Genomic DNA, 18,961 nt, shown 5'->3' on the forward strand with positions numbered 1-18,961 from the left:
CCGTGACTAGAAAAATTCGATGTCGTTGGCGACCGGCTTGGGGGCCGGCACCGGACGCGTTTCCATGGCAACCGTCTTCTGGGTTTCCGCGCCGCTGAGCGGATGCTGACGTGCACGCCCGGAGACCGGCCAGAATTCGATCTTTCGGCCGTGGTCCCCGCCCGTGGAGGAGCTTAAGACCGGAATACCTTCATCCTTCAGAAACTGCATGGCGAAGATGGCATTCTGCTCACCGACATTGGAGAAGCTGGCAATCGTCTTGGCGCCGCCGAAAACCTTGGCTTCCAGCCGGTCGCGCCTTGCCCCCTGCTTCAGGAGGCCGTTGATCAGGAGCTCCATGAGGTGCACGCCGTAACGCGTGGCGTCTCCGCCGGTCACATTTCCCGTTCCCGGCAGCAGGAAGTGATTCATGCCCCCTAAGCCGGCAACGGGGTCTCTCAGACAGGCGGCCACGCACGAACCGAGTATCGTCGTCAGCACCACATCGGGATCGCTGACGACCTTATACTCGCCCTGAATGATATGTACGCGCTTGGCCGCAGCTTCAATCATTTCAGCGATCCGAAAACCGCCTCGATGGCAGCGCGCATCTTGTCGATCGTGAAGGGCTTGGCCAGCACGTTGTTGGCGCCGAGCTGGGCTGCCTTCTGCACCAGCGCGCGGTCACCCTGCGCGGTGAGGATGATGAAGGCGGCCTTCTTGGTGGTCGGGTTGGCCCTGACGGCGTGCAGGAAACCGAGACCGTCCATCTTCGGCATGTTGAAATCGGAAATGACGAGATGATGGGGCTGCTGCTCCATGATCTTCATTCCCTGCTCGCCGTCACCGGCGGCGGTGATCTGCTTGAAGCCGAGCTGTGTCAGCGCATCGCTGAGGAGCAGCCGGCTGGTCACCTGATCGTCGACGATCAGAACTTTGATCTTTTCTGCGAGAGACATTAGTCAGCACCTTCTTTACGGGCAGTGGTTAGTTTCAGGATTTCTTCGCCGATGGAGGCCAGCGGGAGTTGCTGTTCCACGGCGCCAAGTTCATAGGCCACGCGGGGCATGCCGTAGACGACACATGTTTTTTCGTTCTGGCCGACGGTGCGCGCGCCGGCATGACGCATCTTCAACAGCCCGGCTGCGCCATCGCGGCCCATGCCGGTCAAAATGACGCCGACGGCGTTACGGCCGGCAAGCTCGGCCACCGAATCGAACAGCACATCGACGGAGGGGCGATGGCCGTTGACGGGATCACGCTCGACAAGCCGGCAGCAGGGTGCGGACCGGTTGGCGATCTGCAAATGGCGCTCGCCGCCCGGCGCAAGATAGATCTTGCCGGTTTGCAGACGCGCACCGTCTGTCGCCTCTTCCACCACGGGGGCGCAGATGCGGTTCAGCCGTTCGGCAAAACTCTTGGTGAAGGTCGGCGGCATGTGCTGGGTGATGACGGTCGGCGGGCAATTGGCCGGGAATTTCTGCAGCACGGCGATCAGCGCTTCGACACCGCCCGTGGAGGAACCGATGGCCACGACCTTGCGCCCAGCCCGATATTCACTGACCGGGACCGGCTGCGGCGCGGCGGCGGCTTCCGGGCGCGCCGCACGGTAGGCGGCGTGTTGCGAGCGGGCTGCGGCCTTCACCTTGTCGGCGAGATCGCCGAAGGGGCGTGCATCGCCCGGCGCCGGCTTACCGACACAGTCGAAGGCACCGATTTCAAGCGCGGCCAGCGAAGCATCCGCGCCGCGATGGGTCAGCGACGAGACCATGATGACCGGCATGGGCCGCAGGCGCATGATCTTTTCGAGAAATTCGAGACCGTTCATTTCCGGCATCTCGATGTCGAGCGTCACGACATCGGGATTAAGCTGCTTGATGGCAGCGCGTGCTTCCATGGCGTTGCCGGCCTGCCCGACCACCTCGACTTCCGGATCGGCCTTGAGGACAGCCGAAATCAGGCCGCGCATGGTGGGGCTATCATCGACGACGAGTACCCGTGCGAGTGCGCTCATGCCTTCCTCCCCGAAGCGTGGCCAGTGAAGCGGTAGGTGGTGATGCCCGTATTGTCGAACAGGTTCTTGGCGTCACCGGAGACGCGTTCGGAATGCCCGATATAAAGATGACCGCCTTCCGGCAGCAGCCCGGCAAAACGCGACCAGATGCGCATCTGCGTCGGCTCGTCGAAATAGATGACGACGTTGCGGCAGAAAATGACGTCGAAATTGCCTTTGAAGGGCCATTGCGTCATCAGGTTCAATTCGTTGAAGGTGATGAGGCGCTTGACCTTGTCATCGATGCGGAACTTGCGGCGACCGCCGGCATCGACTTCCGTGAACCATTGCTTGCGCATGGCGGGAGACACGGTTTCGAGCGCATTGTCATCATAGACCCCTGCCCGGGCCTGCGCCAAAATCTTGGGGTCGATATCCGTCGCCAGGATTTTGAAATCGTAATCCGCCGCATTCGGGAACATGGCAAGCACGGTAAGCGCGATGGAATAGGGCTCCTGCCCGTCCGAGCAGGCGGCCGACCAGATGCGGACACGCCCGCCGCTCTTCGCCCGGGCGATGAGGCCCGGCAGGACCTCGTCACGCAGATGTTCGAAATGATGGTTCTCGCGGAAGAAGCGGGTGAAATTCGTCGTCAGGTGCGACAGCATTTCGCGCCGCGCCTGCGCGCCATCCGGCGAGGACACCAATGCGCAATATTCGCGAAAACCCGACAGGCCGAGATTGCGGATATGCTTCGACAGGCGGGAATAAACCAGCGACGCCTTGGTGTCGTTGAGATAGATGCCCGCATCGGCATAGATCATCGCCGCGATTTCCGACAGGTCGCGTCTCGTCAGCGGGTATTCGCCGCTGGCAAGAACCTCGTCGGGAGACTGGCGCTGATCGCTGAAATTAAGTGCTGCCATGAACGATCCGCTCTCAACCCGTCGCCGCAAGCGACATTTCCTGCTTCAGGGGCTGTCCGCGCGAGGCGCTGACGATGGCATCGACATCCAGGATGAGCGCGACACGTCCGTCACCGAGGATGGTGGCGGCGGCAATGCCCGGAACATGGGTATAGTTGGCTTCCAACGACTTGATGACAACCTGACGCTGGCCCTGGATCGCGTCGACCATCAGGGCGCGCTGGCCGCCGCCTTCCGATTCCACCAGAAGGGCGACGCCTTCAACCGGATCGGCCTGGGTCGGGCGGAAGTTCAGCACGCGACCGACATCGACCAGAGGGCAGAAGGAGTTGCGGATGGAGATCAGCCGCTGGTTCGCGCCGAAGGAATGAATGTTCTTCGCTTCCGGCTGCAGGGTTTCGACGATTGCCGTCAGCGGCACCACCAGCGTCTGGCCCGCAACGGTTACCACCATGCCGTCAAGAACGGCGAGCGTCAGCGGCAGGCTCATGGTGAAGGTCGAGCCATGGCCGGGGCGCGAGGAGATGCTGATACGGCCGCCAAGCGCCTGAATGGAGCGCTTGACCACATCCATGCCAACGCCGCGGCCGGAAATGTCGGAAATCTTGTCGGCGGTGGAGAAGCCCGGCGCGAAGATCAGATTGTCGATCTCTTCATCCGTCAGGTTCGCATCGGCGGCGATGAGATCGTTGTCGATTGCCTTCTGGCGAACGCGCTCGCGGTTGATGCCCGCGCCATCGTCCTGAAGCTCGATCAGGATACGGCCCGAACGGTGCTTCGCCGAAAGCTTGATGGTGCCTTCCGGGTTCTTGCCCGCCGCTTCGCGTTTTTCCGGCGTTTCGATGCCGTGGTCGACGGCGTTTCGGATCATATGCGTCAGGGGTTCGGCCAGCTTGTCGATGACCGTCTTGTCGACTTCCGTGTTCTCACCTTCGGTGACGAGGCGGATTTGCTTGCCGATCATGTCGGCGACTTCGCGGACGATACGCGACATGCGCTGGAACACCGGCTTCACCGGCTGCGCACGGATCGCCATCACGCTATCCTGGATTTCGCGCGTCAGCTGCTGCAGCTCGTCCAGACCCATATTGACGGCGGACGTGCCGCTCGCATCGTTTTCGATGACGCTCTGCGAGAGCATCGCCTGATTGATGACGAGTTCGCCGACGAGGTTGATCAGGCGGTCGACACGGTCGAGGTCGACGCGGATGGTCTGGCCGGCGCTGGCATTGGCCGCCGCGTTGGCATTCGCCTGGGCTGCGGCAGGCGCTGCCGCCGCTTCACGCTTTTCGATGGCGGCATTGACGCTCTGGGCGATCTGCGTCGTCGCAACGGCAGTTTCGACGGCTGCGGCAACGTAGGACGCTTCAGCCGTGGCGGTTTCAACAGCGGGCTGCTCTTCCGGTCCGCTATCGAGGGCCGAAAGATCGAACGGCACCGGGATCATCGGAAGCTCTTCCGCGTCGTCTGCGGCATCCGAAACAACCGGCACGATTTCGAGATCGCAGTCCCATTCGGCGAATTCGAAGACGCTGCGGATGCCCTCTTCGCCCTTGTCGGTCGCAATCGAAACCGTCCAGGAGAGATAGGATGCTTCAGGATCGAGCTTGTCGAGCGAGGGCAGCTCCGACATGTCGCAATTGATGCTCATTTCGCCGATGCGCGAAAGATCGCGCAGGAGAAGTGCCGCCTCGTTGCCTTTCGAATAAAGCGACGCATGCGGCTTGAAGGTGATCTGGAAGGACGGCGCTTCCATCAGCGGTGTGGTTTCGTCGGCAAAGTCCGTGAAGGAGAACGGGATCGGCTCGAAACCGCTCTCATCCGTCGGTTTGGCCTTCACGGGTTCCGGCGCCTTCACTGCGACGGGAGCGGATGCCGGAACGGCTTCGCCGTTTGCCAGCGCTTCCAGTTCCTTGACGAGGCCGCGGGTGCGGCTTTCATCGACGCTGCCGCCGTCTCTTGCCGCATTGGTCAGGTCCGCCAGCACGTCGGCGGAGCGTAGCATGACTTTCAGAACATCCTGTGTCGGCTCCAGCTTGTTGGAGCGGACGCAGTCGAGGGTCGTTTCAAAAACGTGGGCGAAGGCCACGAGATCATCGAGACCGAAGGCACCCGCCCCGCCCTTGATGGAATGAACGGCACGGAAAACGGCGTTGACGGTTTCCGGATCGCGGTCGCCGTCATTCAATTTAAGAAGCCCCGATTCCAGTTCAGCGAGCTGCTCCTCGCATTCCTGGAAAAAGATTTCCTTGATTTCGTTCATATCCATCGTGAAATGTCCCGTATCAGGCGGTTACGCGTTCAATGGCATCGATGAGTTTCGCAGGGTCGAACGGCTTGACGATCCAGCCCGTCGCACCGGCCTGACGGGCGCGGTTCTTCTTCTCTGCGTCGCTTTCGGTCGTCAGAACGAGGATCGGGATCGCACGATACTTTTCGTTGCGCCGTACACCCTCGATGAAGCCGAAACCATCGAGACGGGGCATGTTGATGTCCGTCACGATAACATCCGGGTTGCTCTGCTCGAGCACTTCGAGGCCCTCGATGCCGTCTTCAGCCTGAATGGTTTCGAAACCGGCATTGTTGAGCGTGACCAGGAGCATGTTCCTGATCGTCCGGGAATCATCCACGGTAAGAACTTTTTTCTTCACTTTTGCATCTCCTTGGGGAGCAAATGGTCAATATCGACGCCTATCAGTTTCATCGTCTTGTCGAATGCATCGGACACCCTGGCAAAACCGAAGGGCTTGCCATCCTCTTCCCAGGATTTCGCGCCGGCCATGAGGACCTGGGCGCAAAGCGCACCTATACGCTCCACCTCGGACGCATCTACCGACAAAGGTGCTCCCCTCAACGTCATCAGCTTGCCGTGCAGGGCCGATGCTTCGTTGAGATCCAGCACCGGTGACAGTTTCAGCGTCGCCTCAGCTGCTTTTCTGGCTGCCATTACATGACTCCCTGACGTCTGAATTGTTGGTAATCCTGGCCGTAATCCGTGCGATTATCCGCACGGGCCATAAATGAAGTGTCCTGTCGGTCCGCACCGGACACCGCTCTCGCCTGTACCTGACGGGCAATGCGGAATTCGCGGATGGTGCGGCCGAGTTCGAGGATGACGGTTTGAAGCGCGTCCGCCTCGGAGGCGCTCGCGCTGATATCGACGGCGTTCCGGCCGGCCTGCCTTTGCTGCTCGCCAACATCGGCGGCAACCGATTGCAGTTCGCCGGCCTGCTCGGCCGTATGCCGGGAGACTTCCGCGATCATGTCGTTGATGCCAGAGACCTGCCGGACGACACCGCCGATTGCGTCCTGCGTGCGGTTGACCATGCGCACGCCGCCCTCAACCTGCGTCTTGGTGGTGCCCACAAGGCTCTTGATTTCCCTTGCAGCGTCGGCGGAACGCTGGGCGAGCGCCCGCACCTCCTGCGCGACGACAGCGAAACCACGTCCGCTTTCACCCGCGCGCGCCGCCTCGATGCCAGCATTGAGGGCGAGAAGGTTGGTCTGAAAAGCGATCTCGTCAATCGTGCCGATGATCCTGCCGATCTGTTCGGCGGATTGTTCGATATCCGACATGGCGTCAATCGCCTCGCCGATAGCCTTGCCGCTTTCGACCGCCGCCTCGCGGGCGCGGGAAACAGCCGTTTCCGTGGCCGATATGCGCGCGCCGTTTTCAGCAACGTTCCCGATCATCGTCTGGATGGCGCGGGAGGTTTCGGCAAGGGCTTCGGCCTGCTGGCGGGAGCGCTCGGCCATGGAGCGGCCCATATTGGCAAAGCGCGCGCCGAGCGCCTCGGCCTCGCCGATGCTGTTTTGCGCCGCGATCAGCGATGCGCCAATCGTTTCCAGGGCCGTATTGAAGGAAGCAGCAACATCGCGATAGGCTTCCGGCACTTCTCCGTCGATGCGGGCCTGCAAATCGCCAGCGGCAAAGGCCGTCAGCGCTGTGCCCAGCAACTTCGCCGCTTCGGAGCGGTCATTGTCGCGCTGTTCCGCCAGTTCGCGGCCATGGCGCAGGCGCAATTCGTTGAAGCGCAACGAGACAGCGATTTCGGTATCGACCATCACCAGACGGACGACATTCTTGACGGCTTCCGCCAGTTCACGGGTCTTCTTGCGGTTGCCGGGCAGGATGGAGCGCGGCGCATGTTCGGCCACCAGCCCGCCGACGAGATGTTCCAGAACCACCGCGTGGCTGGCGATCTGCCAGCGCGGATCGAGACCCATGCGGCTGGCATTGTCGGAAAGAACCTTCACCCGCTCGGCATAGAGCGCGTCGAAACGCGCATCGGTCAGAACGCTCCAATGCGAGGATTGCAGATCGTGCAGGCGGTCGAGCTGGTTTTCGCTTTCGAAAGACGGAGAACAGTCCGGCATGGACTGGAAACGGGTCATCACGTCCCGCAGGCCGGCCTTGACGTAAGGCTCCAGCATGCTGCGATAGCTGCGCAGGAAATCGGATTGCGTCTCGTCGAGGCCGGCAAAACGCAACCGTCCCGCCAGGCTTCCGCCTGCCGATCTGCGCGCTTGATCTGATGGCAAATCCTGCCCCAACCGACGTCCCCAACAACATGACGGCCGGTAAAACCCGGCCAAATTGGCCAAGGTTCAGAACGCCAGCACCCTAAGGGGATTTTTGAACGAACATACCCATCGCGGACGATGCGGCATCGACGCCTGCCAGACCTTCTTGAACCAAGAAACGAAAATACCGGATCGGCACCGGTACGGCAGTGCGGCGTCATGCCTGGAAGGGGAGAGAACCCCATTCCGCCGTGGAAATACCATCAATCTTTATGGTTAATTCCTTGCTTGAAAGTTAAGAAACACAGGCGTCGGCGTCAAACGGTAAAATTTGTAAAAGCTTTTAGCCAATGCCGCCCTCACTTTGCCGCAAACGGGCAAAAACGAAAAGGAATCGGACGCTGCGGGCGGTTTTTCCCGCATGCGCGCTGGACAAGCATGTCCGGCTTCCCCTAAAACAAATCAACAGGATATTCGCTCAACGGTGATGCTTTAAAGAGACCTTTACGATCAAGGAGATGCCAACTTGCCATGGATGGAGAAAAGCCGCAGTTCAAGGCGCCATCCGCAAGTGTTGATCGGCCTCGTGGTCGCGAGCCTGCTGGTCATGATCGGCTTTCAGGCGCCGGCCGGCGTCAAGCCCCTTTCCAAAACCAGCCGTCTCGAACGATTGCAGAGCGTCGATCCGGGCCGTTCCCTTTCTCTTCGCCAAAAGGATTGCGATAGCGGCAATGATTTCGGCTGCAGGACCGGCGATGCTGGTTCAGGCCTTCGCCTGGACGCGTTTGCCTCACCCACGCCAAGCCTCAGGGATAATGCCGACGTCTCGCTCGTTGCTGTTGCCATCGTGCCACAAGCTTTCCGAGACTTTGCCAGCGTGGTTCCACGCGCGCCTCCGCATATTATGTATTAGTCATTCCGGCGGTCCTCATCATTCGGTTCATTGCGAACCTTGAGGGATCGGAGTCGTCGGAAACCCGCCGTAGGCTCCCATTCCAGAGAGAAAACCGCCGCCGCATATGACACTTGCAACCATTCTTCCATTCATTGTCGCATTGCCCTTCGTTGGCGCGCTTCTGACGGCCTTCATGCCGCGCGAGGGTGCGGCCGCCGGTCCCGCCTCCGTTGCGGGCGCAGTCGCCCTTTTCGGCCTTGTCAGCAGCATTTTTCTTTATACGAGCGTCAGCGGCGGCGCGGTTCTCAAGTATGATGTGGAATGGCTGCCCCAGCTCGGCCTGAACTTTACCCTGCGGCTGGACGGATTTGCCTGGATTTTCACGATGCTCATTACCGGCATTGGCCTGCTGGTGGTGCTCTACGCGCGTTATTATATGTCGGCCGAAGACCCGATCCCCCGTTTCTTCGCCTTCCTGCTCGCCTTCATGGGCTCGATGCTCGGCGTGGTGCTCTCCGGCAACGTCATCCTGCTGTCGATCTTCTGGGAAATGACCAGCATCTTTTCGTTCCTGCTGATCGGCTACTGGCATCAGAACGCCGGTGCGCGCGACGGCGCACGCATGGCGCTGACCGTGACCGGCATCGGCGGCTTCAGTTTGCTGGCGGGCCTGCTGATCCTCGGCCATATGGCGGGAAGCTATGATCTCGACAAAATCATCGAGGCCGGTGCGGCCATCCGCGCCCATTCCCTCTATGTGCCCGCGCTCATCCTCATCCTCGGCGGCGCGCTGACCAAGAGCGCGCAGTTTCCGTTCCATTTCTGGCTGCCCAACGCCATGGCGGCGCCCACACCCGTTTCCGCCTATCTGCATTCGGCCACGATGGTGAAGGCCGGGGTTTTCCTGCTTGCGCGGTTCTGGCCGGTGCTGGCGGGCACGCCGGAATGGTTCTGGCTGGTGGGCGCGGCCGGCATCATAACCCTGCTGCTCGGCGCCTATTTCGCCATGTTCCAGCAGGACCTCAAGGGTCTGCTCGCCTATTCCACCATCAGCCATCTCGGCCTCATCACGACGCTGCTCAGCCTCGGCAGCCCACTTGCGGCAGTGGCGGCCATCTTCCACATGGTCAACCACGCCACCTTCAAGGCCTCACTCTTCATGGCGGCCGGCATCATCGACCATGAGACGGGCACGCGCGACATGCGGCGCTTAAGCGGGCTTTATACCTATATGCCCGCAACCGCGACGCTCGCCATGGCGGCAAGTGCGGCCATGGCCGGCGTGCCGTTGTTTAACGGCTTCCTTTCCAAGGAAATGTTCTTTGCCGAGGCCGTTGAAACCCATGCCGACTCGCTGCTGGACCGGGCCCTGCCCTATGTCGCGACGCTGTCGGGCGCATTTGCCGTCGCCTATTCGCTGCGCTTCATCCATACGGTCTTCTTCGGCCCCAAGCCCGTCGATCTGCCGAACCCGCATCCGCACGAGCCACCGCGCTGGATGCGTTTCCCCATCGAATTCCTCGTCTTCGCCTGCCTGATCGTCGGTATCGTGCCGAGCCTCTCCATCGGCCCGTTCCTGCACTCGGCCGTGCTTTCAGTGCTTGGTGCGCAAACGCCGGTCTACAGCCTGTCGATCTGGCACGGTTTCAACCTGCCGCTGATCATGAGTATCGCGGCGCTGATCGGCGGGGTTACGATCTATGCCCTGCTCGGCGGTTATTTCTCGCGCTGCGACGACGGCCCGCCGGTCTTCCGGCATTTGCGTGGACAGCGCATCTTCGAGCGCATTCTCGTCACCGTGTCCTGGAAATGGGCGCGGTGGCTGGAAAGCACGCTCGGCACGCGGCGTCTGCAGCCGCAGCTGAGGCTTCTTATCCTCGTGGCGCTTCTTGCCGGTTTCTCGCCTCTCTTCCTTTCGGAATTCTCCCTGTCGCTGCCGCGCGTCACGACCTTCGATCCGATCTTCGCCATTCTCTGGCTGATCGGCATGATCGCGGCCATGGGTGCGGCCTGGCAGGCGAAATATCATCGCCTCGCCGCGCTCGTCATGCTCGGCGTCTCGGGCCTCGTCACCTGCCTCACCTTCGTCTGGCTTTCCGCGCCGGATCTGGCCATCACCCAGCTGCTGGTGGAAATCGTCACCACGGTTCTCATCCTGCTCGGCCTCAGATGGCTGCCGAAACGCGTCGAGAAGGTCGACAGCAGCGATGAGCTGCCAGCGCAGCTTCGCCGCGCCCGCGACTTCCTGCTCGCCGCAGGCAGCGGTATCGGCATGTCCGTCATCGCCTATGCCGTAATGACGCTGCCTGTGCCGAACGCGATTGCGACCTATTTCCTCGAACGCGCCTATACCGAAGGCGGCGGCACCAATGTCGTCAACGTCATCCTCGTCGACTTCCGTGGCTTCGACACCTTCGGCGAGATCGCGGTGCTGGCCATCGTGGCGCTCACGGTCTTTGCGCTGCTTCGCCGTTTCCGCCCCGCCCATGAAAGCATCGGGGTGCCAGAGCAGCAGCAGATGCAGAACGCCTTCGATGCCGAACGGCCGGACCGCAGCAATGGCGATACGGTTCGCGACTATCTCTATGTACCGTCCATCGTGATGCAGTGGATGTTCCCGGTCATCATCACCTTCTCGATCTTCCTATTCATGCGCGGGCACGACCTGCCGGGCGGCGGCTTTGCGGCCGGCATCACCATGGCCATCGGCTTCCTGCTGCAATATCTTGCCGGCGGGGCGCGCTGGGCGGAGGACCGCATCCGCATCCTGCCACTGCGCTGGATGGGTTTCGGCCTTTTGATGGCGGCGGCGACGGGTATCGGCTCCTGGTATTTCGGCTACCCGTTCCTGACCTCCTATTTCCAGTATACGGAGATACCCTATATCGGCAAAATGCCGACGGCATCCGCCCTGCTGTTCGACCTCGGCGTCTTCTCGCTGGTCGTCGGCTCCGTTGTTCTTATCCTGATAGCACTGGCACACCAATCGTTGCGTAACTACCGCGTTCGCACGCCTGAAGCCGCAAAAGCGGAGGACGTGTAATGGAACTCATTCTTGCCATCGGCATCGGCATCATGACCGGCTCCGGCGTTTGGCTGGTGCTGCGCCCGCGCACCTATCAGGTCATCGTCGGGCTTTCGCTGCTGTCTTACGCCGTCAACCTCTTCATCTTCGGCGTCGGCGGCATCAAGACCAATGCGCCGCCGGTGCTGGTCAACGGCGTCGACAGCTCCACGCTCGCCGACCCCGTGCCGCAGGCGCTGGTGCTGACGGCCATCGTCATCGGCTTTGCCACCACCGCATTGTTCCTTGTCGTGCTGCTTGCCGCCCGCGGCCTCACCGGCACCGACCACGTGGACGGGAGGGAGACGAAATGATGTCGTTCCCCTTCCACATCGTCATCGCGCCTATCCTGCTGCCGCTGATTACCGCAGCCCTTCTGCTGTTCTTCGACGAGCGCCAGCGCGTGGCGAAAGCCGCCATCAGCCTCACCTCGACGGTACTGTTGCTGGTGGTCGCCATATTGCTGTTCCGCGAGGTCAACTCGACGGTCAATACCGAGATCGCCGCCGTAGTGTCGAGCGGTGTCTATCTGCTCGGCAACTGGCCGGCGCCCTTCGGCATCGTGCTCGTCGCCGACCGTCTTTCGGGCCTGATGGTGCTATTGACGGCGCTGCTCGCCATTCCATCCTTGATCTATTCGATGGCGAAGTGGCACAGGTCGGGCGCGCATTTCCATTCGCTGTTCCAGATGATGCTGATGGGCGTCAACGGCGCATTCCTGACCGGGGACCTCTTCAACCTCTTCGTCTTCTTCGAAGTGATGCTGGCCGCGTCCTACGGTCTGCTGCTGCATGGTTCCGGCCAGCAGCGCGTCAAGGCCGGGCTGCATTATATCGCCATCAACCTCGTCGCCGCCCTGTTCTTCCTGATCGGCGTCAGCCTCATCTATGGCGTTACCGGCACGCTGAACATGGGCGATCTCGCCCATCGCATCGAGGGGCTCAACCCCGATCAGCGCATGCTCTTGGAAACCGGCTCGGCCATCCTCGGCATCGCCTTTCTGGTCAAGGCCGGCATGTGGCCGCTGAATTTCTGGCTGCCCTCTGCCTATGGCGCGGCGTCGGCCCCGGTGGGCGGGCTCTTCGCCATCATGAGCAAGGTCGGCATTTATGTCATCGCCCGCCTGTCCTTCCTGCTTTTCGGACAGACGGCCGGGGAATCGGCCGGTTTCGGCCATGATGCCCTGCTGGTCGGCGGCATCGCCACCATCATCTTCGGGGCTATCGGCGTTCTGGCGTCGCAGGCGCTGGGGCGGCTGGCCGGCTTTTCGGTTCTCGTCTCGTCGGGAACGCTGCTTGCCGCCATGGGCACCGGCAATCCCACGGTTGCGGCCGGCGCGCTTTATTACATGGTCAGCTCCACCCTCACCATCAGCGCCTTCTTCATGCTGATCGAACTGGTGGAGCGTGGGCAGGATGCCGGCGCGAACGTTCTTGCCGTGACCATGGAGGCCTATGGCGAGGGCGACGAGGAAGAGGAGGAAGAAGAGGTCGGCGTGACCATGCCTGCCACCATGGCGGTGCTCGGCGCCTGTTTTGCCGCCTGCGGCATTCTTCTGGCCGGCCTGCCGCCGCTTTCGGGCTTCATCGCCAAATTCTCGATGCTGACCGCCATTCTCAACCCTTCCGGGCTCGGTGCCAATGACAGCGTGTCCACGCTGTCCTGGTGGCTGGTTTTCCTGATCGTCTTTGCCGGTTTCGCCTCGCTGATCTCGATGACGCGCGCCGGCATCCGCACCTTCTGGGCCTCCATCGAAGGCACTGTGCCGCGCGTGCTCGTCATCGAAATCGCCCCCGTGATGCTGCTGCTCGGCCTGACGCTTGCCATGACCGTGCAGGCAGGACCGGTAATGCGATACATGCAGGAAACGGCGCGTATTCTCGACCTGCCGGCAAGCTATATTCAGGGCGTTATTTCCGCGCCCCGGGCGGGAAGCAACCCGGAGGCAGAGCCATGATAAGCCGTGTCCTGCCCTACCCGCTGCTGACAATCTCGCTGATATTCTTCTGGATGACGATCAACAGCTTTTCGCCGGGGCATCTGCTGCTCGGCACCGGTGTCGCGCTCATCGCCTCCTGGGCGATGGCGTCGCTCCGGCCCGCCAAGCCGCGCATCCGCAACTGGCACAGGCTGGTGCAGCTCATCCTGATCGTGCTTTACGATATCGTCAGGTCCAATCTCTCGGTCGTGAAGATCATCCTGTTCAAGCGCGAGAGAGACCGCAAATCCGGCTTCCTGGCTGTGCCGCTCGATATTCGCGACCCGATGGCGCTTGCGGTGCTGGCGACGATCCTGACCTCGACGCCGGGAAGCGCATGGCTCGAATATAATTCCAGCCAGGGTACGCTGCTGCTTCACGTTCTCGACGATGTGGATGAGGCGGCCTGGATAAGCCTCATCAAGAACCGTTATGAAAAACTGCTGATGGAGATATTCGAATGAGTTCGATTATCCTTTTCTGGTCCTTTTCGCTGGCGCAGTTCATGCTCGCCATCGCCATGGCGATCTCGGTCTATCGCATCGCCATCGGCCCGCGCGCGCAGGACCGCGTGCTGGGCATGGATACGCTCTATGTCAACGCCATGCTGCTTCTTTTGACCTTCGGCCTGCGCACCGGCAATGACATCTATTTCGAGGCATCGCTGCTGATCGCCATCCTCGGCTTCGTCTCCACCGTCGCCCTTTCCAAATTCCTGATGCGCGGTGAGGTGATCGAATGAGCGAGGCGCACGAATTTCCCCTCTGGGCCGCCATTGCCGTGGCCTTCTTCGTCCTGCTCGGCGCCTCGCTGACACTGATCGGCACCATCGGCTTTGCCAGGCTCAACAGCTTCTATGAGCGCCTGCATGCGCCCACACTGGGCACCAGCTGGGGCACCGGCGGCATCGTCATGGCCTCGATCATCTATTTTTCCGTCTCCGGCGACCGTTTCGCCTTCCACGAAATCTTCATCGGCATTTTCATGACGGTGACGACGCCGGTTTCCCTGATGCTGCTGGGGCGCGCTGCGCTTTATCGGGACCGGGCGGAGCAGAATACGGACAATCGGGAGCATCTGTAGGTTAAGGCTCTTTACGGCGGCGAAGCTCCGCGCGCACCCGCCGCCATTTGCCCTGTTCGAAATTCCGGGAATATCGCCAGGCGCGATCTTCCTCGATGACCGCGAATTCCTCGGCAGCATTTCCATATGTCTTGCTTAAGATATCGGCGATGCGCGTTATCTCGGCGCGCGGGACAAGCATGGGTCGCACAGCTTGCTGCCAAGTGACATATATAAGAGCAAATAGCCCACATGCTCCAATTACCCCAATTAAAAGCAAGCTTGACGCGGATAGCTCCATGACCCCACTCCATGCAAATCCGCATGAATATATCCCATAATGGGATAATTCCAAATCAGGATTAATCCGTGAGCTCCTGAAATTTCGGGTCTGGAGCGCGTGACAAAGTCTACACATACAACCGAGTATCGGCTTCTTGTTGAGATACTGACCGACACGCGGCGAAAAGCAGGGTTAACCCAGCAGCAAGTCGCAGATCGGCTGGGAAAGCCTCAGTCCTATGTGGCAAAGGCTGAAGGAGCTGAAAGGCGAATAGACGTCGTTGAATTTGCAAAATTGTCGGCCGCAATGGGCGAAGACCCGACCGCGCTTCTTCAGCTGTTGCTCACAAGAATGGAGGAACGAGGCGTTCCTCTCTGATCAAGACTGTTTCGAAGCGATAACCTTGCGAAAAGTGAGGGAAATTCGCCTGTCTCGGGCTTTCCTAACTCCGTTCACGATATCCGATTTGCGAGCCGGAATTTCATGGGTCCAGCCGTAGCGGCCAGCGTCTCTCAGCAAGACGCCGGAGCGAGGTTGAAGCAAGACGCCGCATATGGCTGACCCACGCAATTCGCGGAAAACCATCTCGCAGGCAGATAGAAGGCTTAGCGATACGATCCCATCGTCAAAACAGGGCACACAATCGACATGCGCACTGATGCCCTGCCCCGGAAGATATTCGTTCGCGATAACCTGATCGGGCAAATCCCGACAATAACCTGTGGTAACCAATCGCTCCGCGAACACGCCAAGCCATGGCGGCAACGGCCCGATATACGCATCCGCGGTAACAGCGCGCGCCTTATAGTCGTACCGATAACCGAAATGCTGCACGCGGCGCTTCAACTCCGTGCTCCACACACCCGCATCCAGTTCGTCGGCGACGGCGATCTCCTCTTCTGGAGAGAGAAAGCCGTCAAAATAGACTATGCCGGGCGGTAGAAGAGGTAGGCTTGTGACACGATCCATTTGCGGGCTGCTCTCCAACTGCCTGCAACAAACAGGGTTGGCCTATGGTTACACCGGGCCTATCAAAAGCATAAGATGGCAGTAGCTACTCATCGAAATTTGCCTGCAAATTGACAAGCCGTCCATGCGCACAATTCATCAACAATGCTATTGAGATAAATGGTGCCCGGAGGCGGATTTGAACCACCGACACGCGGATTTTCAATCCGCTGCTCTACCAACTGAGCTATCCGGGCACTTCAGGTCCTTGAAGAACCTCCGCTTTTGGCGGGCGGGGCTGTTTGGCGCCCCGAAAGTGAGCGGGGTTATAACATCTTGTTCGGACATGGCAAGCGCCATCGCGAAGTTTTTTGACAGTTTTTTCACGGCACCTGTGGATGGTTGAAATCTATGCCCGACGAAGGCGGGATTGCGGCGGAAAACCGCTCTTGGGCATCCGCCGGGCCGGCGGGTGGCGGCACGGCAGGTGGCGGCTTACGCCCCTTCGCTGCGCCGTGCGGCAAGGCCAAGCGCAATTGGCACCACGGCCACCAGCGCCGCCATGACGGGCGAGGAGGCGAAGATGCGGCTTGCCAGCGAGGTGACGGCAACCGAGCGCACCACCGTCATCAGGCGCGAATTCTCGCGGTCGCGCTCGTGCCGGGCATCGGCGGATTTATGATGCGGCGTGTTGGAGGCGGCTTCCAGCCGTTTGACGTCGCGGCGAATTTTTTCGAGCTGTTTGCGAAGGTCTTCCAACTCCTCCCTCAAGGATGATTCCGCCGGGGCGGCGGCACGCGCCCTTCGGGCAGCAGCGGGTTTTACAGCCTCCTTCTCCGCGGCCTCTTCGTCCAGTTCGGCCAGATGGTCGTCAAGGTCCGAGGGCTTGTCGAAACCGTGGGATCGCAGTGGTGCTTTCATCGCTATCTCCTGGGGCCTGCTGAATTGCGGCGGCGGGCGCTTTTGCCCGGTCAGCCTTTTCAACGCCTCAGCCGGGCAAAAGGATGCACGAAAAGCGGGGAGACAGGCATAATAAAACAGGCCCCGAAGGGCCTGTTCAATGTCTCGCGGAGCCTCAGGCCGCCTTGGCAGCGCTGGCATAGGGATCGAAGCGGCCGTAGAAGGTCTCGCCCTTGGCGGCCATGTCCTTCAGCAGCGGTATCGGCTTGAAGCGCGGGCCATAGGTCTCGCTGAGTTTCTCGGCGAGTGCCACGAAGTTCTTCACGCTCATGCCGTCGATGTAGGACAGCGCGCCGCCGGTATAGGGCGCAAAGCCGAAACCGAGGATGGAGCCGACATCCGCCTCACGCGGGTCGGTGACGATGCCTTCTTCCACCGTGCGGGCGGCTTCCAGCGCCACGGTGACGAGGAAGCGCTGTTTCAGCACCTCCATATCCACCGCTTCAGGCTTCTGCTGCGGATAAAGGTCCTTCAGGCCGGGCCAGAGGGATTTTTTGGCAGGCTTTGGCGGATAGTCGTAAAAACCTTTGGCGTTCTTGCGGCCGAAACGGCCCTCGCCTTCCACCAGCGTCTTCACCAGCTCCATATGGCGCGGATCGACGGCCTTTTCGCCGAGATCGGCAACGGTGGCTTTCAGGATCTTGTAGGAAAGATCGATCGCCACCTCATCGTTCAGCGCCAGCGGGCCGACCGGCATGCCGGCGAATTTCGCGGCATTTTCGATCATGGCGGCGGGTACGCCTTCGATCAGCATATCGTAGCTTTCCGCCATGTAGCGCAGCACGCAGCGATTGACGAAGAAGCCGCGCGTATCGTTGACCACAATCGGGGTCTTCTTGATCTTGGCCACATAGTCCAGCGCGACGGCGAGCGCCTTGTCGCCGGTTTCCTTGCCGAGGATCACTTCCGTCAGCATCATCTTCTCGACCGGCGAGAAGAAGTGGATGCCGATGAAATCCGCCGGGCGCTTCGAGTTCTTCGCAAGGCCGGTGATTGGCAAAGTGGAGGTGTTGGAAGCGAAGATAGCGCCCTGCGGCAGCACGGCTTCCACGGCTTCGATGACGGCCTTCTTCACGTCGCGGTCTTCAAAGACGGCCTCGATGACGAGATCGGCATCGGAGAGCGCCTTGTAATCCGCCGTCGGGGTGACGAGGTCGAGCAGAGCCTTGCCCTCCTCCTGCGTCAGCCTGCCCTTGCCGATGGCCGCCTTGACGCTTTCTTCGCAATGACCCTTGCCCTTGTCGGCGGCTTCCTGATCGCGATCCACCAGCGTGACGGGGATGCCGGCGGCAGCCGTGACATAAGCGACGGCAGCGCCCATGAAGCCCGCACCAACGACGCCAACCTTCTTGAACTCGGTCTTCGGCTGGCCGGCCGGGCGGCGCGCGCCCTTGCCCAGTTCCTGCATGGAAATGAACAGCGAGCGGATCATGCCGAAGGCTTCCTTCGAGCGAAGGATTTCGGTGAAATAACGCTGCTCCACCTTCAGCGCCGTGTCGAAGGGCAATTGCAGGCCTTCATAGACGCATTTGAGGATGGCGAGTGCGGCCGGGTAATTGCCGGCGCTTTCACGGCGCAGAATGGCCGGTGCTGCGGGCCAGAGCTGGGCAGCGGCCGGCGTCCAGATGCCGCCGCCGGGAGCCTTGAAGCCCTTTTCATCCCAGGGCGCGACTGGTTTCAGGCCGTCCTTGATCATCTGCTTAGCAGTGGAGACCAGCTGATCCGGCTCCACCACCTGATGCACCAGACCCATAGCCTTGGCGCGCGCGCCGGTCAGCGACTGGCCGGTGGTCATCATCTGCAATGCCGATTGCGCATCCGTCAGACGCGGCACACGCTGGGTGCCGCCGGCGCCCGGGAAAATGCCGACCTTGACTTCCGGCAGGGCGATCTTGAGGTTCTTGGCGCTGGAGGCGACCCGGCCGTGGCAGGCGAGCGACAGTTCGAAAGCGCCGCCCATGCAGGTGCCGTTGATGGCCGAGACCCAGGGTTTGCCGTTGGTCTCGATCTTGCGGAACAGGCCCGTCATGCGGCCAACCAGTTCGAACAGCTTTGCCGCCGCCTGATCCGGGTTCTTCGTCTTCTCATCATTATAGAAGGAGAACATCGACTTGATCATCGAAAGATCGGCGCCGCCGGAAAAGGTGCTTTTGCCTGACGTGAAGACAACGCCCTTGACGGCGCTGTCGGCGACGGTGGCATCAACAATCGCTTTCAGCTCGTCCATCACTTCTGATGTGAAGACGTTCATGGATTTTTCCGGCATATCCCAGGTGACGAGGGCGATGCCGTCTGCGTCCGTCTCGATGGTGAAATTGGTATAAGTGCTCATTTGGGATTCCTCTTCCC

19 protein-coding genes and 1 tRNA gene are annotated in these 18,961 nt (G+C 60.8%); 8 read left to right on the forward strand and 12 right to left on the reverse strand.

Going from position 1 to position 18,961, the window contains the following annotated elements; genetic code table 11:
* Positions 1 to 6 precede the first annotated feature (6 nt).
* The 8 genes from cheD to BTE54_RS02005 are packed head-to-tail and all read right to left on the reverse strand — an operon-like array spanning position 7 to position 7,503.
* Positions 7 to 552 (reverse strand): chemoreceptor glutamine deamidase CheD, encoded by a 546-nt coding sequence (gene cheD / locus BTE54_RS01970; protein WP_003522762.1) that lies wholly within the window; start codon positions 550 to 552, stop codon positions 7 to 9.
* Positions 549 to 938 (reverse strand): chemotaxis response regulator CheY2, encoded by a 390-nt coding sequence (cheY2, locus tag BTE54_RS01975; RefSeq protein WP_003503467.1) that lies wholly within the window; start codon positions 936 to 938, stop codon positions 549 to 551. The genes cheD and cheY2 overlap by 4 nt, the downstream gene beginning before the upstream one ends.
* Positions 938 to 1,993 (reverse strand): protein-glutamate O-methylesterase CheB, encoded by a 1,056-nt coding sequence (cheB, locus tag BTE54_RS01980; RefSeq protein ID WP_003522763.1) that lies wholly within the window; start codon positions 1,991 to 1,993, stop codon positions 938 to 940. The genes cheY2 and cheB overlap by 1 nt, the downstream gene beginning before the upstream one ends.
* Positions 1,990 to 2,898 carry a protein-glutamate O-methyltransferase CheR gene (gene cheR / locus BTE54_RS01985; protein WP_003522764.1) on the reverse strand — a complete coding sequence of 303 codons (909 nt, stop codon included), beginning with the start codon at positions 2,896 to 2,898 and terminating at the stop codon, positions 1,990 to 1,992. Before cheR ends, cheB begins: the two co-directional genes overlap by 4 nt.
* Positions 2,899 to 2,911: 13 nt before the next feature.
* Positions 2,912 to 5,167 carry a chemotaxis protein CheA gene (locus BTE54_RS01990; protein ID WP_078051273.1) on the reverse strand — a complete coding sequence of 752 codons (2,256 nt, stop codon included), beginning with the start codon at positions 5,165 to 5,167 and terminating at the stop codon, positions 2,912 to 2,914.
* A 16-nt stretch (positions 5,168 to 5,183) separates the two neighbouring features.
* Positions 5,184 to 5,549 (reverse strand): chemotaxis response regulator CheY1, encoded by a 366-nt coding sequence (gene cheY1, locus BTE54_RS01995; protein WP_003493773.1) that lies wholly within the window; start codon positions 5,547 to 5,549, stop codon positions 5,184 to 5,186.
* Positions 5,546 to 5,845 carry an STAS domain-containing protein gene (locus BTE54_RS02000; RefSeq protein WP_003503483.1) on the reverse strand — a complete coding sequence of 100 codons (300 nt, stop codon included), beginning with the start codon at positions 5,843 to 5,845 and terminating at the stop codon, positions 5,546 to 5,548. Before BTE54_RS02000 ends, cheY1 begins: the two co-directional genes overlap by 4 nt.
* On the reverse strand, positions 5,845 to 7,503 hold the full coding sequence (locus BTE54_RS02005; RefSeq protein WP_348555731.1) for a globin-coupled sensor protein: 1,659 nt from the start codon (positions 7,501 to 7,503) through the stop codon (positions 5,845 to 5,847). The genes BTE54_RS02000 and BTE54_RS02005 overlap by 1 nt, the downstream gene beginning before the upstream one ends.
* Before the next feature lie 454 nt (positions 7,504 to 7,957).
* Between BTE54_RS02005 and BTE54_RS02010 the strand changes: the two genes are divergently transcribed.
* The 8 genes from BTE54_RS02010 (at position 7,958) to BTE54_RS02050 (ending at position 15,082) form a co-directional block, all read left to right on the forward strand.
* Positions 7,958 to 8,335 (forward strand): hypothetical protein, encoded by a 378-nt coding sequence (locus BTE54_RS02010; RefSeq protein ID WP_078051275.1) that lies wholly within the window; start codon positions 7,958 to 7,960, stop codon positions 8,333 to 8,335.
* Positions 8,336 to 8,441: 106 nt separating this feature from the next.
* Complete coding sequence (locus tag BTE54_RS02015) at positions 8,442 to 11,360, forward strand: monovalent cation/H+ antiporter subunit A (protein ID WP_003522769.1); 2,919 nt, start codon at positions 8,442 to 8,444, stop codon at positions 11,358 to 11,360.
* The gene (locus BTE54_RS02020) at positions 11,360 to 11,695 is read left to right on the forward strand and encodes a Na+/H+ antiporter subunit C (protein ID WP_020810384.1); all 336 of its coding nucleotides are present in this window, start codon (positions 11,360 to 11,362) and stop codon (positions 11,693 to 11,695) included. Before BTE54_RS02015 ends, BTE54_RS02020 begins: the two co-directional genes overlap by 1 nt.
* The gene (locus tag BTE54_RS02025) at positions 11,692 to 13,338 is read left to right on the forward strand and encodes a monovalent cation/H+ antiporter subunit D (RefSeq protein ID WP_035239397.1); all 1,647 of its coding nucleotides are present in this window, start codon (positions 11,692 to 11,694) and stop codon (positions 13,336 to 13,338) included. The genes BTE54_RS02020 and BTE54_RS02025 overlap by 4 nt, the downstream gene beginning before the upstream one ends.
* On the forward strand, positions 13,335 to 13,823 hold the full coding sequence (locus tag BTE54_RS02030) for a Na+/H+ antiporter subunit E (protein WP_198939050.1): 489 nt from the start codon (positions 13,335 to 13,337) through the stop codon (positions 13,821 to 13,823). The genes BTE54_RS02025 and BTE54_RS02030 overlap by 4 nt, the downstream gene beginning before the upstream one ends.
* Positions 13,820 to 14,101, forward strand: a complete 282-nt coding sequence (locus BTE54_RS02035) for a K+/H+ antiporter subunit F (RefSeq protein WP_078051276.1) — start codon at positions 13,820 to 13,822, stop codon at positions 14,099 to 14,101. Before BTE54_RS02030 ends, BTE54_RS02035 begins: the two co-directional genes overlap by 4 nt.
* Positions 14,098 to 14,442, forward strand: a complete 345-nt coding sequence (mnhG, locus tag BTE54_RS02040; RefSeq protein ID WP_003522773.1) for a monovalent cation/H(+) antiporter subunit G — start codon at positions 14,098 to 14,100, stop codon at positions 14,440 to 14,442. Before BTE54_RS02035 ends, mnhG begins: the two co-directional genes overlap by 4 nt.
* Before the next feature lie 379 nt (positions 14,443 to 14,821).
* Positions 14,822 to 15,082 carry a helix-turn-helix transcriptional regulator gene (locus BTE54_RS02050; RefSeq protein WP_078051277.1) on the forward strand — a complete coding sequence of 87 codons (261 nt, stop codon included), beginning with the start codon at positions 14,822 to 14,824 and terminating at the stop codon, positions 15,080 to 15,082.
* Here BTE54_RS02050 and BTE54_RS02055 read toward each other — a convergent pair whose 3' ends face one another.
* The 4 genes from BTE54_RS02055 to BTE54_RS02070 form a co-directional block, all read right to left on the reverse strand.
* On the reverse strand, positions 15,083 to 15,673 hold the full coding sequence (locus tag BTE54_RS02055; protein WP_078051278.1) for an alpha-ketoglutarate-dependent dioxygenase AlkB: 591 nt from the start codon (positions 15,671 to 15,673) through the stop codon (positions 15,083 to 15,085).
* A 160-nt stretch (positions 15,674 to 15,833) separates the two neighbouring features.
* A tRNA-Phe gene (locus tag BTE54_RS02060) sits at positions 15,834 to 15,909 on the reverse strand.
* A gap of 238 nt (positions 15,910 to 16,147) precedes the next feature.
* Complete coding sequence (locus BTE54_RS02065) at positions 16,148 to 16,573, reverse strand: hypothetical protein (protein ID WP_078051279.1); 426 nt, start codon at positions 16,571 to 16,573, stop codon at positions 16,148 to 16,150.
* A 154-nt stretch (positions 16,574 to 16,727) separates the two neighbouring features.
* The gene (locus BTE54_RS02070) at positions 16,728 to 18,944 is read right to left on the reverse strand and encodes a 3-hydroxyacyl-CoA dehydrogenase NAD-binding domain-containing protein (protein WP_078051280.1); all 2,217 of its coding nucleotides are present in this window, start codon (positions 18,942 to 18,944) and stop codon (positions 16,728 to 16,730) included.
* Positions 18,945 to 18,961 lie beyond the last annotated feature (17 nt).

The organism is Agrobacterium sp. YIC 4121 (assembly GCF_002008205.1).
GTDB classification, from domain to species: Bacteria; Pseudomonadota; Alphaproteobacteria; order Rhizobiales; family Rhizobiaceae; genus Agrobacterium; species Agrobacterium leguminum.

Excerpts from the sequence above, each read along its gene's own strand:
- cheR (WP_003522764.1), bottom strand. The coding sequence starts at position 2,898 with ATGGCAGCACTTAATTTCAGCGATCAGCGCCAGTCTCCCGACGAGGTT.
- cheB (WP_003522763.1), bottom strand. The coding sequence starts at position 1,993 with ATGAGCGCACTCGCACGGGTACTCGTCGTCGATGATAGCCCCACCATG.
- BTE54_RS01990 (WP_078051273.1), bottom strand. The coding sequence starts at position 5,167 with ATGGATATGAACGAAATCAAGGAAATCTTTTTCCAGGAATGCGAGGAG.
- mnhG (WP_003522773.1), top strand. The coding sequence starts at position 14,098 with ATGAGCGAGGCGCACGAATTTCCCCTCTGGGCCGCCATTGCCGTGGCC.
- cheY2 (WP_003503467.1), bottom strand. The coding sequence starts at position 938 with ATGTCTCTCGCAGAAAAGATCAAAGTTCTGATCGTCGACGATCAGGTG.
- BTE54_RS02055 (WP_078051278.1), bottom strand. The coding sequence starts at position 15,673 with ATGGATCGTGTCACAAGCCTACCTCTTCTACCGCCCGGCATAGTCTAT.
- BTE54_RS02065 (WP_078051279.1), bottom strand. The coding sequence starts at position 16,573 with ATGAAAGCACCACTGCGATCCCACGGTTTCGACAAGCCCTCGGACCTT.
- BTE54_RS02020 (WP_020810384.1), top strand. The coding sequence starts at position 11,360 with ATGGAACTCATTCTTGCCATCGGCATCGGCATCATGACCGGCTCCGGC.
- BTE54_RS02030 (WP_198939050.1), top strand. The coding sequence starts at position 13,335 with ATGATAAGCCGTGTCCTGCCCTACCCGCTGCTGACAATCTCGCTGATA.
- BTE54_RS02010 (WP_078051275.1), top strand. The coding sequence starts at position 7,958 with ATGGAGAAAAGCCGCAGTTCAAGGCGCCATCCGCAAGTGTTGATCGGC.
- BTE54_RS02070 (WP_078051280.1), bottom strand. The coding sequence starts at position 18,944 with ATGAGCACTTATACCAATTTCACCATCGAGACGGACGCAGACGGCATC.
- cheD (WP_003522762.1), bottom strand. The coding sequence starts at position 552 with ATGATTGAAGCTGCGGCCAAGCGCGTACATATCATTCAGGGCGAGTAT.
- BTE54_RS02015 (WP_003522769.1), top strand. The coding sequence starts at position 8,442 with ATGACACTTGCAACCATTCTTCCATTCATTGTCGCATTGCCCTTCGTT.
- BTE54_RS02025 (WP_035239397.1), top strand. The coding sequence starts at position 11,692 with ATGATGTCGTTCCCCTTCCACATCGTCATCGCGCCTATCCTGCTGCCG.
- BTE54_RS02000 (WP_003503483.1), bottom strand. The coding sequence starts at position 5,845 with ATGGCAGCCAGAAAAGCAGCTGAGGCGACGCTGAAACTGTCACCGGTG.
- BTE54_RS02035 (WP_078051276.1), top strand. The coding sequence starts at position 13,820 with ATGAGTTCGATTATCCTTTTCTGGTCCTTTTCGCTGGCGCAGTTCATG.